This window comes from Mesobacillus maritimus (assembly GCF_044803185.1).
In the GTDB taxonomy this organism is placed as follows: Bacteria; Bacillota; Bacilli; order Bacillales; family Cytobacillaceae; genus Mesobacillus_B; species Mesobacillus_B maritimus_B.
This window is the reverse complement of record NZ_CP085225.1, coordinates 4821444-4835910: the sequence shown is the minus strand read 5'-3', so window position 1 is coordinate 4835910 and position 14467 is coordinate 4821444. Positions and strand designations below refer to the sequence as shown.

16 protein-coding genes are annotated in these 14467 nt (G+C 40.2%); 14 read left to right on the top strand and 2 right to left on the bottom strand.

The genetic code is table 11. The features are described from left to right. Nucleotides 1–22: 22 nt before the first annotated feature. A complete protein-coding gene (locus LG336_RS23520; RefSeq protein ID WP_404329900.1) occupies nt 23–301 on the bottom strand; it encodes an alpha/beta-type small acid-soluble spore protein in 279 nt (92 codons plus the stop codon). A 222-nt stretch (nt 302–523) separates the two neighbouring features. Here LG336_RS23520 and LG336_RS23515 point away from each other — a divergent pair, with 222 nt between their 5' ends. The 14 genes from LG336_RS23515 to LG336_RS23450 all read left to right on the top strand — a co-directional run bounded on the left by LG336_RS23515 (nt 524) and on the right by LG336_RS23450 (nt 13019). Beyond that, nucleotides 524–1972: a S41 family peptidase gene (locus tag LG336_RS23515; RefSeq protein WP_404329899.1), complete on the top strand. Its 1449-nt coding sequence runs from the start codon at nt 524–526 to the stop codon at nt 1970–1972. A gap of 242 nt (nt 1973–2214) precedes the next feature. Then, nucleotides 2215–3390, top strand: coding sequence for a PDZ domain-containing protein (locus tag LG336_RS23510; RefSeq protein WP_404333269.1), 1176 nt, complete (start codon nt 2215–2217; stop codon nt 3388–3390). 696 nt (nt 3391–4086) lie between these two features. After that, entirely contained in the window at nt 4087–4623 is a 537-nt protein-coding gene (locus tag LG336_RS23505) for an NADPH-dependent FMN reductase (protein ID WP_404329898.1), read from the top strand. 222 nt (nt 4624–4845) lie between these two features. Continuing rightward, entirely contained in the window at nt 4846–5601 is a 756-nt protein-coding gene (locus LG336_RS23500; protein WP_404329897.1) for an STAS domain-containing protein, read from the top strand. A 171-nt stretch (nt 5602–5772) separates the two neighbouring features. Next, nucleotides 5773–6369: a flavin reductase family protein gene (locus LG336_RS23495; RefSeq protein ID WP_404329896.1), complete on the top strand. Its 597-nt coding sequence runs from the start codon at nt 5773–5775 to the stop codon at nt 6367–6369. Nucleotides 6370–6403: 34 nt separating this feature from the next. Then, entirely contained in the window at nt 6404–7009 is a 606-nt protein-coding gene (locus LG336_RS23490) for an alpha/beta hydrolase (RefSeq protein ID WP_404329895.1), read from the top strand. A gap of 288 nt (nt 7010–7297) precedes the next feature. Continuing rightward, nucleotides 7298–8062 carry a TVP38/TMEM64 family protein gene (locus LG336_RS23485; RefSeq protein WP_404329894.1) on the top strand — a complete coding sequence of 255 codons (765 nt, stop codon included), beginning with the start codon at nt 7298–7300 and terminating at the stop codon, nt 8060–8062. A gap of 1 nt (nt 8063) precedes the next feature. Continuing rightward, the gene (locus LG336_RS23480) at nt 8064–8789 is read left to right on the top strand and encodes a GTP pyrophosphokinase family protein (RefSeq protein WP_404333268.1); all 726 of its coding nucleotides are present in this window, start codon (nt 8064–8066) and stop codon (nt 8787–8789) included. 53 nt (nt 8790–8842) lie between these two features. Next, on the top strand, nt 8843–9037 hold the full coding sequence (locus LG336_RS23475; protein WP_404329893.1) for a hypothetical protein: 195 nt from the start codon (nt 8843–8845) through the stop codon (nt 9035–9037). A 150-nt stretch (nt 9038–9187) separates the two neighbouring features. Then, nucleotides 9188–10111: a cysteine synthase A gene (gene cysK, locus LG336_RS23470; protein WP_404329892.1), complete on the top strand. Its 924-nt coding sequence runs from the start codon at nt 9188–9190 to the stop codon at nt 10109–10111. 104 nt (nt 10112–10215) lie between these two features. Further along, nucleotides 10216–10641, top strand: a complete 426-nt coding sequence (locus LG336_RS23465) for an OsmC family protein (RefSeq protein WP_404329891.1) — start codon at nt 10216–10218, stop codon at nt 10639–10641. A 353-nt stretch (nt 10642–10994) separates the two neighbouring features. Beyond that, the gene (locus LG336_RS23460) at nt 10995–11813 is read left to right on the top strand and encodes a uroporphyrinogen-III synthase (RefSeq protein WP_404329890.1); all 819 of its coding nucleotides are present in this window, start codon (nt 10995–10997) and stop codon (nt 11811–11813) included. A 309-nt stretch (nt 11814–12122) separates the two neighbouring features. Then, nucleotides 12123–12665: a YitT family protein gene (locus LG336_RS23455; RefSeq protein WP_404329888.1), complete on the top strand. Its 543-nt coding sequence runs from the start codon at nt 12123–12125 to the stop codon at nt 12663–12665. A 126-nt stretch (nt 12666–12791) separates the two neighbouring features. After that, nucleotides 12792–13019, top strand: coding sequence for a CsbA family protein (locus tag LG336_RS23450; protein WP_404329886.1), 228 nt, complete (start codon nt 12792–12794; stop codon nt 13017–13019). Nucleotides 13020–13070: 51 nt separating this feature from the next. On the opposite strand, the gene LG336_RS23445 is transcribed toward LG336_RS23450, so the two are convergent. Then, nucleotides 13071–14360, bottom strand: coding sequence for an ATP-binding protein (locus tag LG336_RS23445; protein ID WP_404329884.1), 1290 nt, complete (start codon nt 14358–14360; stop codon nt 13071–13073). Nucleotides 14361–14467: the final 107 nt, after the last annotated feature.

Here is a 14467-nt window from a genome sequence, read left to right as displayed (position 1 = left end):
CGCAGCGGTATGCTCCTTATTCTTATTGTTTTCTTGTCATTTGCTCTTGCGCCATACGGACTAATTCCTTCACCATGTTCCCGCCGATTGGGCCGCCGACTTTTCCGGCTTCCTCTGAGGTTAGCTTGCCATTATAGCCATGCTGAAGGGGGACATTCACTTCATGGGCTACTTCGTATTTAACTTCATCTGGCTGATTCTCATTCACTTGGTAGCCTTGCCTTTTCATTACATCTACTTTTAATTGATTTAATGCCTCACGGGCCTCTGGAATAAGTGGTCGTCGATTTCTTCTCGCCATTTCGTTTCCTCCTGTTGTTTTCCTTAGTATGCGCATTACAATAAAATACTTGCGAAATAGAAGAATTCATATCTTTAGTAGGCAGGGACTTATGTACATGAAAATAATATGATTCAATCAACGTGTCTACAATTAATGCTTCATAACTCGTCCTATCTCATCATATAATGGAAAGCAAGTCCAATAGAAAATAGTCAGGGCAGAGAGGCGAGGAGGACGCAAATGAAACGAAAGTGGATTGCTCTTTTGATGACAAGTTCCTTGCTGATAGGCGCAGGAGGAACATATGCTGGATTCAAATGGGCAGGAGTGACCGATAACAATACAGGAATAAGATTTGAAAGCACGGATGGAGAACAGCCACAGGCAATTAGCACAGATGGGCTTGAAAAGGTGGAGCGGGCATACAGTCTGATTTTAAGTAACTATGTTGAAAAGGTAGAGCAGGAAAAATTGATTGAAGGTGCGATTCAGGGCATGCTCACAACCCTCGAGGACCCTTATTCGGTCTATATGGATGCTGACACTGCAAGGCAGTTTAATGAAACGTTAGAGTCGTCCTTTGAGGGCATTGGTGCTGAGGTGAGCATGGTTGATAATAAAATCGTGATTGTCTCTCCTTTTAAAAATTCCCCAGCAGAAAAGGCAGGTCTGAAGCCTAATGACCAAATATTAAAAGTAGACGGAGAAAGCGTTGAAGGACTGGATCTATATGAAGCAACGATGAAAATTAGAGGGGAAAAAGGGACGTCAGTCAAACTTGAAATTCAACGTAAGGGATTAAAGGAACCTTTAAAAATTAATGTGAAAAGAGATGAAATCCCGCAAATAACAGTTCATGCTGATATGAAACAGCAAACTGGCGAAAATATTGGGTATTTGGAAATCACTTCTTTTTCTGAAGATACAGCTAAAGAGTTTCAAGAAGAGCTAGAAAAGCTAGAGAAACAAAAAATGAAAGGACTTATTATTGATGTCCGAGGCAACCCAGGTGGCTTCCTATCAAGTGTCCAAGAAATTTTGAAAGGGTTAGTGCCTGATGAAAAGCCGCTTTATCAAATCGAGCAACGAGACGGGGAGAAAACACGCTATTTCTCATCATTAAAGAATGCGAAGAGTTATCCGATTGTTGTCCTAACAGATAACGGCAGTGCATCTGCATCAGAGATACTCGCTGGCGCGTTAAAAGAGGCCGCTGGTTATCCTGTGGTTGGCGAGAAAACCTTTGGCAAAGGCACCGTTCAGCAGGCAGTGCCTATGGGGGATGGCAGCAACATTAAGCTGACTTTATTTAAATGGTTAACACCAGATGGAAATTGGATCCACCAAAACGGCATTGAGCCAACCGTTCCAGTTGAGCAACCAATGATTTATCACACGCATCCAATTCAAATAGAACAACCGTTAAAACTCGATATGAATAACGAGCAAGTGAGAAATGCGCAAGAGATTTTAGAAGGCATTGGTTATGTTCCGGGAAGAACAGATGGCTATTTTAATGATAAAACAGAAATGGCTGTGAAAGCCTTCCAACGTAAAATGGATATGGACGTAACAGGCGTCATTGATGCTAAAACCGCCTCGGCTCTTGAAGAAGCAGCTCGTGAAGAAATGAAAAAAGAAGAGAACGACGCCCAGCTTCGTACGGCTATAAAGCTTTTAGTAAGATAGGAATATAATTGTTCCGATTTTATAGGTGAAATCAGTAATTTTAACCAGTCCAGAGATGGGCTGGTTTGTTTTTTTATGAAAACAATTCATATCTGCTCCAATGGTCACAACTATAGTATTTTAAAAAACTAGTAATATGTTTTAACAGTAAGTTTTGATAAAATAGATGTAACTGACTATATCAATGAAAGTATTAATCATATTATAAAGGCTGGTGACATTGGGTGACGTTCGTCTGGTTAATGGAGTTGCTAAAAGGAACAGGGAAATTATTACTTCACCCTTTGTTCTATTATTTCTTTTTTATTGCAGCATTTTTAGGAGTTTCTCGAGTAAAGCGCGAGCGGAAGAACTTCCATACTCGTGCGGAAGATGCCTTTTTTGAACTGCGGCAGCTAGTGCCGACTGGACTAATCATAGGGTTGGTTCTTTCAGTTATCACAATCGTTTTGGGACTTGTTATTCCGTTTGCGGTGGTTATCTTAATCGCGGTTATGACCCTATTACTAAGCTTACCTGTCAGAGCGAGGTTGCTATCTCCCGTTTATGCCGTAGGTAGTGGGTTTTTTATTCTTATTTTTACCGCTGGACAAGATTGGGGAATTCCTGTCATCGGAAAGTACTTTGAGTCCATTGAGGATAAAATTTACCCCTCTGTCGCCATTCTCCTAGCACTCCTTGTGATTGGTGAGGGAATTTTAATTCGAACCAATGGCGTAAAGGGATCCTCGCCAAAGCTAACTAAGAGTCGACGCGGACAAACCGTCGGCGTTCATGAGGTTAAACGACTATGGATGCTTCCCGTTTTTTTGTTAATCCCTGGTGAGGTGTTAGAGCCGCCGTTTTCATGGTGGCCAGTATTTGCAATGGGCGATCAATTCTATTCTCTTATGCTTGTGCCATTTGCGGTTGGACTACAGCAACAGATTCAAGGGAATTTGCCCAAGGAAGCAATCCGTATGCATGGAGGCCGGGTAGTAGGATTAGGGATTCTCGTCCTGGTGGTTGCAGCTGGGGGATATTGGTTCCCGTTGGCATCCATTGCCGCAGTTGTCCTTGCCATGCTTGGTAGAGAATTGATTTATTTGGTTCAGCGAGTTAGGGATGAAAATCGTCCTTTTTACTTCTCTAAGCAAAATCAAGGTGTAATGATTCTCGGTGTACTTCCTCAGTCTCCAGCGGCCAAAATGGAACTGCAGGTTGGTGAACTCGTAACAAAGGTGAACGGAAATCAAGTGAAGGACGAGAAAAGCTTTTATGAAGCGATTCAACGCAATGCAGCCCACTGTAAGCTTGAGGTTCTAGATACAAACGGTCAAATCCGCTTCGTCCAGCGTGCTTTATATGAAGGCGATCATCACCAACTAGGAATCCTGTTTGTTCAGGATGAAAAGAAATGGGATAGTGCAGCGGTGTAGTTAAAGAATTTTAAAAAAAGACTTAGTTTCTGTTTTTCAGAACTAAGTCTTTTTTTATTGTCCAGGTCTGAGTCCGTTTAGTCTATAGGGTATGGGTGCCCAAAGGTCAAATATAAAATGAGATTATACCAACTGTCTGTGAGAGAAATTGTCATGGACAAGAAGCCCCCTCAAGAAGCCAAAACTGTCCATGAGAGAGCCTGTCATGGACAAAACTCATCTTCAAAATGCTAAAAGTGTCTATGAGAGAGGTTGTCATGGACAAAAATCCCCTCCAAGAAGCCAAAACTGTCCATGAGAGAGCCTGTCATGGACAAAACTCCCCTCCAAGGTGCTAAAAGTGTCTATGAGAGAACTTTTCATGGACAATAATCCCTCCAAGAAGCCAAAACTGTCCATTAGAGAGCTTGATGCATGACTTATTTTTTATATAATTTGTCACTCTAAAGAAGAACCCGTTATGACAAGCAATCAACCAATCAACTAATCAATCAATCTTTCCTTTTTAACCCCAATTTAATCCTTGCGCTCAATCTTCTTCTTTGACAGGGAAGTTGTTTTTGTTTTACAATTATTTTGAATTCGAGATTTTTATAAGGTCATATAGTTACATTGTGCATGTACTTGTGCCGGAAATATATAATTATATATCTCGAATTAAAATATTATTGATTGAAGATAAAGGAGGATTTTTCTATGTTAAAGGTAGGAATTATTTTAGGTAGTACTCGTCAAGGCCGTGTTAGCCCACAAGTCGGTGAATGGGTGAAAGGAATCGCAGATCAGCGAACAGATGCCGAGTTTGAAATCGTGGACATCGCCGATTATAATCTTCCATTCTTAGGAACAACGGATGGTACAGAGCCAGGTATTGCTGCTTGGAATGAAAAGCTTGCAAGCTTAGATGGCTTTATCTTTATCGTTCAGGAATATAACCACAGTATTACTGGTGCTCTGAAGAACGCGATTGATTTTGCTCGTGAGGCTTGGTACGACAAAGCTGCTGGAATCGTTAGTTACGGTTCAACTGGTGGAGCACGCGCTGCTGAACATTTACGTGGAATCCTTGGTGAGGTGAAGGTTGCTGACGTTCGTACACATCCAACACTGTCATTGTTCACAGACTTTGAAAATATGTCAGAGTTCAAACCACAAGAATTACACCTCGATAACGTTAATAACATGCTTGAAGAGGTTGTTACTTGGAGCACGGCGCTAAAAACAATCAGATAATAGATGGTTCAAAAAAACATTCACTTTTACGTGGATGTTTTTTTGTTTTCCATAAAAAGGCAAAGTGATAGCGGTTTATTGTAAAAAATTTATATAGTTGGAAATAGGAAAAAAGTTTCTTAAAATAAGATACCCCAAACTGTATAATTAGGATAAATGGCATCTTTGCTAATAGAGAACCCAAAAATAGAATATTGTTTTAATAAGAGGAGAGCAAAAGAGATGAACTTCTTTGAGTCCAATGAAACAATCCAGAGCTTGAATGCAGTAGGGGAAAATATATTTGTAGCGGATACAAATTTTGATATTGTATGGGTCAATGATTATGCTAATGAACTGATAAAGAAAATTGGGTCTTATATTGAGGTTGATAGGAAAGAAGACCTATATGGTCGCAATATTAGTGAATTCCATCGGAATGAGGCGAAAAAGCAGATTGAGATAATGCAAAATGGCCCGTTTCCTTATAGTACCAAAATAAACCTTTTTAATCGCTATCGTGCTAAAATTGTTGTTAATCCATTGGAGCTGCTTGGCAATAGAATTGGGTATGTTTTGACTTGGAAAGATGTTACAAAATATGAAGAGACTCAGGCAATCATGGAGGGAATGTATACCCCAATTATTGAGATGCATATGGACCATGTTTTATTAATCCCGATAACCGGAGTTTTAACAGAACATCGCATCCGAAAAATGAGGGATAAGACATTACAAATGGCCTCAGAAAAGAGTGCGGAGTATGTCTTAATTGATTTTACTGGGATGACAGAGGTAGATGAAGGGTTTGTCTTAAGTGAAATCAATTCACTAGCAAGTGCACTAAGGTTGTTGGGTGCAGAAGTCATTTATACTGGCTTTTCGGTTAATTTAGTTAAAATGATGGTCCATCAAGGTCTTCACGTTAATGCCACCACCTTTAACACTGTAAAACAAGCGATGAATTACTTAGTTGGTATAAAGAACCGTACAGATTGATGGTTAAAACAGTAATAATTTACCTAAGTCGAGGCTGTGATTATAAGCTCTTGGCTTTTTTCACGTGGTTGGAAACTACCTACTCAGTACGAGGCATCTCAACGGAAGCTAAATAATATACTAATTTGAATTGAAATGAGAGAATATAAGGAAAAATAGGAGGCGTTTAGCTTGCTTTCGATTAACCCTATAAATAATACCGAAAGAGAAAATTATAAACTGTTAATTGGAAGTATCATTCCTAGACCGATTGCATTTGTAACGACCTTGTCAAAAGCAGGTGTCTTAAATGGTGCACCTTTCAGTTATTTTAATATTGTTTCTGCGAATCCACCGATGGTCTCGGTAGCGGTTCAGCGTTCAGGTGGTAACCAAAAGGATACGGCGCGAAATATTCTTGAGACGAAGGAATTCGTCATTCACATTGTGGATGACGACAATGTGAATCAAATTAACGAAACAGCAGCAAGTCTCCCGCCTGAAGAAAGTGAAATCGACTTGGCCAAGCTGTCACCTGTACCGAGTACAGAAATTTCCGTACCTGGTGTCATGGAATCAAAGGTCAGAATGGAATGCGTCTTAGAGCAGGCTCTAGAAGTAGGTGGCACGACTGACCTGATTATAGGGAGAATCGTTCAGTTCCATATTGACGAAGCTATTTACGAACAAGGAAGGATTGACCCTAATGGTCTAGCTGCGGTCAGCCGATTAGCAGGCAATGACTATGCCAAAATTGGTGAAATCTTTACGATAACAAGACCGAAATAAAAAGAGCCTCTAATGGAGGATGGGAGGAATTGAGATGAAACATATTTTTCAGGAAGGTACTGATCCGTCAAGACCGACATTATTATTGCTTCACGGGACAGGTGGGAATGAACAGGATCTACTGCCTCTTGCGGGAAGAATCGACGAAAAAGCAGCAGTACTCAGTGTGCGGGGAAATGTGCTTGAGAACGGGATGCCGAGGTTCTTTAGACGCTTAGCTGAAGGGATTTTCGATGAGGAGGATTTAGTTTTTCGTACGAATGAATTAAATGAGTTTCTTGATCAAGCCGCAGAAGAATACAAGTTTGACAGGCAAAACATCATGGCAATTGGCTACTCTAACGGAGCGAATATAGCAGGTAGTCTTATGTTTCATTTTCAGGATGCTTTACGTGGAGCCATCTTACACCATCCAATGGTACCGCGCCGGGGCATCGAGTTACCAGACCTTTGCGGGAAACCCGTCTTTATTGGGGCAGGGACCAATGATCCGATTTGCCCAGCACAGGAATCTGAAGAGCTAAAATCGTTATTGGAAAAAGCGAATGCATCGGTGCAACTGCATTGGGAAAACCATGGGCATCAATTAACCTTTGGAGAAGTGGATGCTGCTGAAAAGTGGTATAAAATCAACTTTTAACCACTATTTATAAAACATAATTAATGCAATCAACATAGAGGAAGGGCAACCGGATGTCCTTCCTTTTTAGCTAGTCTATTATGGGAATTCCCTTGCCCTTCTACTTTGTTTAGTGAGATAATTATTTAGATAGTTTGAATTTTTGAGTATTGCCACAAATCCATTTACTTAACGCAACTACTAACTTCCTCTAATAATTTTCTACTCAGCTTAAAGGTTAGGGAAATTCTATGTTAAAGGCCTCGTATTGGGAAGAACATCATTTTTAAGATGGAGAATAGGGTGATTATGAATAATAAATGGGGCAAGCTAACTTTTACAAAGGGGAACAAGGTGAAACTGAGATTTGTATTTGCGATTACCCTGTTGTTGACCTTTTTCTTGTTATTTATTTTAAATCGGGACTTATTCCATTTAATACTTGAAGGGGATATTGACACGATCAGGGCCGATTTCGCGGATAACTCCCTAAAAGCGTATTTGATTATGTTAGTCATTATGGTAATTCAAAACAGCTTTACAATTATCCCCCTCATCTTAGTCATTACCATTAACATCACTCTATTTGGTGTCGTATATGGATTTTTGTGGAGTTGGCTGACCAGTATCGTTGCGGCTATATTAGTTTTTATGTCGGTACGATACCTATTTAAGGACCGGTTACTCAACCGCTTTCGCTCTGAAAACATTACAAATATTGAGAAACAAGGGTTCACCTATGTGTTTCATGCACGAATTTTTCCGTTTGTACCAACCAGTTTAATCAATATTTTAGCAGGGGTAACAGCGATTCGTTTTAGGCATTTTTTATACGGAACGATGTTAGGAAACTTCCTTTTCTTTATCGTCCTCTCCCTTATTCCAGCAGGTATTTTGTCAATAAATTTGAATGAATATGAAATAGGGATGATTTTGTTTCTTTCCATTACTCTATTTCTAGGAATCAGGAGAGTTTTTCGTAATAAAAAAAGATCAAAGCAGCCGATAGAAGAAGATCATAACCCAACAGAGAAAGAAGATGTATTACTTGAAGAGAAACGTAAGTCTAACTGACATGAAGGCTCTAAAGGTTGAATTAACTCGCTTTATGATGGCCTATAAATTTGCTTTAGATGAAATGAACACAAAAATTAATATCCTGAAGGATGAGTTTAATTATATTCATGACTACAATCCAATCGAGCATGTCAAATCACGGGTGAAATCACCTGAAAGCATCTTGAAGAAAGTGCAGCGAAAAAACCTCGACCTTTCATTGGATTCGATACAAGATGAAATTAAGGACATTGCCGGAATTAGGGTTACCTGCTCGTTTGTTTCGGACATCTATAAAATTAGTGAGATGCTCCAGAAGCAAAAAGATATAAAACTATTGGATTGTAAGGACTATATTAAAAACCCAAAGCCAAACGGGTACCGGAGCCTCCATCTCATCCTAGAAATCCCTGTGTTTATGTCTGATGGGGAACAACTCATTCCTGTTGAAATCCAAATTCGGACCATCGCGATGGATTTCTGGGCAAGTCTCGAGCATAAAATCTTTTATAAATATAATAAAGAGGTTCCGCAAAGCCTGCTAACTGAATTGAAAGAAGCAGCGACAACTGCTGCTGAACTGGATGTGAAGATGGAGCGAATAAACAAAGATATTAATATCTTCAAGGAAAAGGATCAGCTCGAAGAAGAAGCGATGTTAATTAATGTAAACGAAGAACATATGGCCTTGCCGTTAAGACTTTTAAAGTTCATTGGCCAAACAAAGAAAGAAACGGATTACTAATGGAGACAAGGGAGTCAATTTCCCTGGTATAACCATATTCTGGAGGGGAGAGCATGAGTTTATCAATCATAATCGTCCTTATTATTCTGCTTATTGCCACCGTGGGTACGTTACTTCTCGCTGGAAAAGGAGACGAAGGTTATCGTAATGCCACGAAAAGGAATACAACTAATTTAACACTTATTTATGTTGTGGTAATCCTTATCTCATTTGTTGCGGTCGGTGTATACATTAAGTGGTTTGCCTAAGAAACGCTCTGCAAAGGCGACGGGCATTTTCTTTGAAAAATAGAACCATTTATGAAAAACTGTGTGAAAAGGAATAGATAAGCGTCGTGAGTAAACGGCTCTATTATGGGGGATTTTACCCTATATAAATGATTGAAAGGTTGGAAAAAGATGAAACTATATAGCTCTATTTTAGATTTAATTGGGAAAACTCCAATCGTAAAAATGAATAGAATTCCCGAACCGACTGGTGGGGAAGTATATGTAAAGCTGGAATCTTTTAATCCGGGGGGAAGTGTGAAGGACCGAGCTTCAATTAATATGATTGAAACTGCTGAAGCAGAAGGAAAGCTTATTCCAGGAAAGAGCACAGTGATTGAGCCAACTTCTGGGAATACAGGGATTGGGATTGCCATGGTTTGTGCTGTAAAAGGCTATCGGTGTATCATCACGATGCCAGCGAATGCAACGGCTGAGCGAGTAAAAATATTAAAGGCATATGGAGCGGAAGTGCATCTAACTCCTGCGGATCTACGGATGCAAGGAGCGATTGACCAAGCAAACCGTTTTGCCGAAGAAATCCCGGACAGCTTTATTCCTATGCAGTTCGAAAACCAAGCGAATGCAGATGCCCATCGTGAAACAACAGCTGTGGAAATTTTAGAAGCGTTTGAAGGGAAATTGGATGCCCTAGTTTTAACCGCTGGAACGGGTGGTACTGTTACAGGAGTAGGGGAAGAATTAAAAAAACACATCCCTAATCTTAAAATTTATGTGGTAGAGCCACTTGGTTCCCCTGTTTTATCTGGAGGTCAACCAGGACCACATAAAATACCAGGTACAGGCCCTGGGTTTATCCCAAAAATTTTAAACCGTGAAATTTACGATGAAATCCTACATATAAAAGATGAAGACGCCCAAACGATGGCTCGGCGTTTAGCTGCTGAAGAAGGGATCTTCGTTGGAGCATCAGGAGCAGCATCTGCTCATTTTGCTGTAGAGATTGCTAAGAAATTACCAGCATCGGCAAGGGTTCTTGCCTTAGCTCCTGATACTGGTGAACGGTATCTATCCTCTGATTTATTCCCTGGTTAAGGGTAATAATAGGGGGAAGAATCTTCCCTTAGTTTATCAGCTTCTGTTTACATGAAAAACAGTTATAGTGGGAAAATAGATAATCGAAAGGAGTTGGCTTTAGAATGGATTTAACCATTAATTGGAACAATAAAATGGCCTTTTCATGCGAAACTGATTCCGGCCATGAGATAAAAATGGATGCTGCTCAAGAGATTGGTGGCGAGAATACAGGTCCGAGACCAACGGAATTGCTTCTAAATGCAGTAGCTGGTTGTACAGGAATTGATATTATCTCCATCCTTACGAAAATGAGGTTAGAACCATCTTCTTTTAAAATGGAAGTGCATGGAGACCGTGCTGATGATCACCCGAAAAAATTTACCGATATACATATTCACTATAGTTTAGAAGGGGATTTACCAGAGGATAAAGTGGTTCGAGCGATTCAGTTATCTAAGGATAAATATTGCTCTGTTTCTCACTCCTTAAGCGCAAACATCACAGCAAGTTATTCTATTAATGGAGTGAAGGGCGAAACTTCTCTTTAATAGCTTCAGGCAAAAAGCCGATTTCCATCATATTGGGAGTCGGTTTTTCACTTTTTTATTCGGTAGGGTATGAATGTACATTGGTCATTTTTTACACGTTGATTGTAGCGGAAGGCACGAAGACTCCTGCGGGAGTACGGGGCAGGGGAGACCTAGGTTGAATTGGCCCGCATAAAGGGCCCAATTAACCCCACAGGCGCTTAAGCGCCGAGGAGGCTCTCCGGCACGCCCGCGAACCGCTCGTGCCTGAAGTGGAAATCAACAGCCACGTTTAACAGAGCCATTCAATAAAAAGAAGATTTTCACTAAAAATGCTATAGTAATAAAAAAGATATCAGAATGGGGGAAGGAAAATGAAAAGGCTAGAAGGGAAAGTGATTGCTTTAGCGGGTTCGCGTAAACTTGAGGAAATTAGTAAGATCATTAGCAATTTAGGTGGTACTCCACTGGTACGCCCGGCACAAGGAACCGTTTTTCTTGATGATACGGGACTTGAGGATGATCTTCGAGAGCTAGTAGCCGGAAAGTATGATTGGTTTATTTTTACGACCGGTATTGGAACCGAAACATTATATAAAACAGCTGAGAAAATGGGGTTAGGCGAAGAGTTTCTTCAAACCGTTAGCCAAGCAAAAGTTGCTGCCCGAGGGTATAAAACAGTAAATATGCTAAAAAACTTAGGAATCACCCCTGTTGTTCGAGATGATGATGGGAGCACGGCTGGATTAGTTCGCGCCTTATCTTCGCATCTATCTAAAAAGTCGAAGGTTGCGCTACAATTGCATGGAGACCCAGCCCCAAAATTGATTTCCTTTCTAGAAGAACAGCAAGCGGAATACAAGGAAATCCTTCCTTATCAGCATATTCCACCTAAGCAAGAAGTACTTGAACAATTGGTACAGGAAATAACGACTGGGGAAGTGGATGCGGTTAACTTTACGAGTACACCGCAGGCAAGGTTCCTGTTTTCATTTGCTCGCGAATCAGGACAGCTTGACGCCGTCTTAGAAGCATTCGCTAACGATGTCGTAGCCGTTGCAGTCGGTAAGGTGACGGCCGCGGCTTTAAGGGATGAAGGAATTGAGAGGGTCGTCGTACCAGAAGTAGAACGGATGGGTAGTGCGATTATTGCCTTAGAAAACTACTATGCAGCTCTCAAGCCCACTACATAAATGGTTTAGTGGCTGCTAGCCAAGCCACAATGAATATTTTTTGGACAGCTACCATATGTATAATGGTAGCTTTTTTGTGCGAAAGAAAAAAGTATGAAATTTTCTACTTAGAGAATTGTCTAGCTCCAGCGCCCTAGCGGCTAGTGTCCTTCGCTCTCCACCGCAACGATTGCGTCAACATCGAATCGCTATCGCTCTTCGTGTTTCCTTTATCTCAGTTGGAGCGCTCCAGGCCATACGCCGCTGAACAGGACGCTTACGCTTTTCTTATCGGAATGGGGTGTTAAAATCTTTGTTAAACTTGCGGCTATGATTACAGGTAGTGTTTTAATTGGGACAGCCATTAATGGCTTTTTGGTACCTCACCATCTACTGGATGGGGGAATTGTTGGCATTGCCTTAATCCTCCATTACTATTTTGAATTTCGGACAGGTTTATGGACCGCTATTCTTAGCATACCATTAAGCATTTACGCATGGTTTAATGATCGACGGCAGTTTTATGGTAGCTTTCAAGGGATGATTGTGACAGCTTTCTTTATTGATGTATTAGCTCCGTTAGAGTACCAATTTTCCCTCCCCATTTGGTTGAGTGCAGTGCTAGGAGGGGCAATTAGCGGTGTAGGGGTAGGCTTAATGCTCCGATATAAGACAAGCACGGGGGGCACGGATTTATTAGCCTATTTTATTTCGAAAGCCACTCCATTAAATATTGGACTACTAATCTTCTTAATTGATGGGGTGATTGTCCTAATGGGATATCCAACCCTAGGGCTTGAAAGTTTGCTCTTTTCAACTTTAACCATTTTTATAGCAGGCTCAGTTGCATCTGTTTGCTATGAACGAATCTAGACTGGTTCCCCACCTATTTTCAAGATTAACTTCTTGTCTGGTAAAAAGAAAACGGCTATGCTAAATGGTAACAAAGATCGTTCTTTAAGAGTAGACAGTACGGTCAGGGAAAGGTGCATAGTAGAAATGAAATATTTACTAGCGTTGCTGTTACCAGGAATTATAGTCGTATTTTTTACTAGAGTTGTTTATAATCATTACCTCGGGCTCGTGTTGGCAGTGGCTTTAATTGCCGCATCTGTCTATAGAGGTTATACGGATACCATGCCATTAATCATCATTGATGCATTCTCAATGACCGTTGGATTTTATTTTGCCAATAAGTTGGTTCAGCGAAATCGACCGAAAAAATAACTGTGCTGGATATTGGTCCAGCACAGTTAGAAGCTTTTATATTAAGTTTCCTCACCCATTTGCTTTCGGGAGAATGATCGAAAAGGTTGTTCCTTTTCCAACTTGGCTTGTTACCTCAATTTTACCTGCCATCGATTTAAGAATGTTAAAAGCAACCAAGGTACCAAGACCTGTACCATTTTTCTTTTTTGAATTAGTAGGGGCACCAATATTGTTTACTTCTTCATTACTCATTCCTTTTCCATTGTCCTCAAGTAAAATATATATGGAATCAAGCATTTCATGGACAGCGATTTCCACTACACCATCTTTTTCTATCGCTTCAATACCATTTTTTATAAGGTTTAATAAAGCATAGCGAAGCTGAGAGGGATCTCCCTTCACCGATAGTCTTCGATCAATAGCAGGGAAGAACTTCAATTCCACATCATGCATTTGGGCGTACGACTGGATTGAATGGATGATGGCTTCTAGTTCAGTGTGAACATTTAAGATGACCTTCTGTTTTTTTTGTTCTTTTGCTAAAACAAGATAGTCATTAATAATGTGTTTGGCCGTTTCGAGTTCGTTACTCATTTCATTTACCACATACCGCTTGTTACCAGGAATTTCGATGGTTTGCAGGACATCAACTGAATCCTGAATCTTACCAATCGGTCTCTGAAGCTTATGGGCGATACTAACCGAGAACTGGCTTAGAAGATGCATTCGTTCATACTCAATGACTTCAAAGTTAATTTTATCTAATTCTAAAAGTGATTCATGAATATGGCGTGTTGCGAGCATGGTGATAATATTTAAGAATGCAAATACAATCCATAAAAAGAATTCTCTTCCAGAGAGTACTTGATCATCAAAAAATTGTGTGCCAAATCCAAATACCATAATCGCGATGACCAATAAAGACATGGCGTAAGTTCTTTTCCCATGTGAATCATATTTCTCATATTTATGAAGGGTGAAATGGAAGATAGCTAGAAGCACGACACAAATGAGAATCGTCAGGTAGATGCCAGGACCACCAATGATAAATCGAAAAATAACCACAACGCCTAGTAGCGGGAAACCAACCTGGTAACCACCATATAGGAAACCAAGGATTAGTGGGATATATCTAAAATCCAACATAAAGCCCTCGTTAATTGAAACTGGGAAGGCCATACAGGTGAGAATCGATAGTCCATAAATGATGATGAGCCCAAGTTTTCGCTGGGGTTTAGATTGGAATTTTCTTTTGAAATAAGACTGATAAAATAAAGTAGTAAATAAGATCATCAGTATTTGAATCAGCCACAGACCGACAGGAAGATAAAAAAAGCGGTCCATTTCTTCGTAAAACAATCAAATCACTTCCTTTCTACCATTACCCTTCCATTTTAAAATAAATCTTCATAAAAAACTGTTGTCCACATCACACTATTGAACTATTTATGTAATCTTTTTGAGTA

Coding starts and splice junctions, on each gene's coding strand:
- LG336_RS23510 (WP_404333269.1), top strand. CDS start 2,215: ATGGAGTTGCTAAAAGGAACAGGGAAATTATTACTTCACCCTTTGTTC.
- LG336_RS23490 (WP_404329895.1), top strand. CDS start 6,404: ATGAAACATATTTTTCAGGAAGGTACTGATCCGTCAAGACCGACATTA.
- LG336_RS23450 (WP_404329886.1), top strand. CDS start 12,792: ATGAAATATTTACTAGCGTTGCTGTTACCAGGAATTATAGTCGTATTT.
- LG336_RS23520 (WP_404329900.1), bottom strand. CDS start 301: ATGGCGAGAAGAAATCGACGACCACTTATTCCAGAGGCCCGTGAGGCA.
- LG336_RS23505 (WP_404329898.1), top strand. CDS start 4,087: ATGTTAAAGGTAGGAATTATTTTAGGTAGTACTCGTCAAGGCCGTGTT.
- LG336_RS23515 (WP_404329899.1), top strand. CDS start 524: ATGAAACGAAAGTGGATTGCTCTTTTGATGACAAGTTCCTTGCTGATA.
- LG336_RS23500 (WP_404329897.1), top strand. CDS start 4,846: ATGAACTTCTTTGAGTCCAATGAAACAATCCAGAGCTTGAATGCAGTA.
- LG336_RS23485 (WP_404329894.1), top strand. CDS start 7,298: ATGAATAATAAATGGGGCAAGCTAACTTTTACAAAGGGGAACAAGGTG.
- LG336_RS23455 (WP_404329888.1), top strand. CDS start 12,123: ATGATTACAGGTAGTGTTTTAATTGGGACAGCCATTAATGGCTTTTTG.
- LG336_RS23475 (WP_404329893.1), top strand. CDS start 8,843: ATGAGTTTATCAATCATAATCGTCCTTATTATTCTGCTTATTGCCACC.
- cysK (WP_404329892.1), top strand. CDS start 9,188: ATGAAACTATATAGCTCTATTTTAGATTTAATTGGGAAAACTCCAATC.
- LG336_RS23460 (WP_404329890.1), top strand. CDS start 10,995: ATGAAAAGGCTAGAAGGGAAAGTGATTGCTTTAGCGGGTTCGCGTAAA.
- LG336_RS23480 (WP_404333268.1), top strand. CDS start 8,064: ATGAAGGCTCTAAAGGTTGAATTAACTCGCTTTATGATGGCCTATAAA.
- LG336_RS23465 (WP_404329891.1), top strand. CDS start 10,216: ATGGATTTAACCATTAATTGGAACAATAAAATGGCCTTTTCATGCGAA.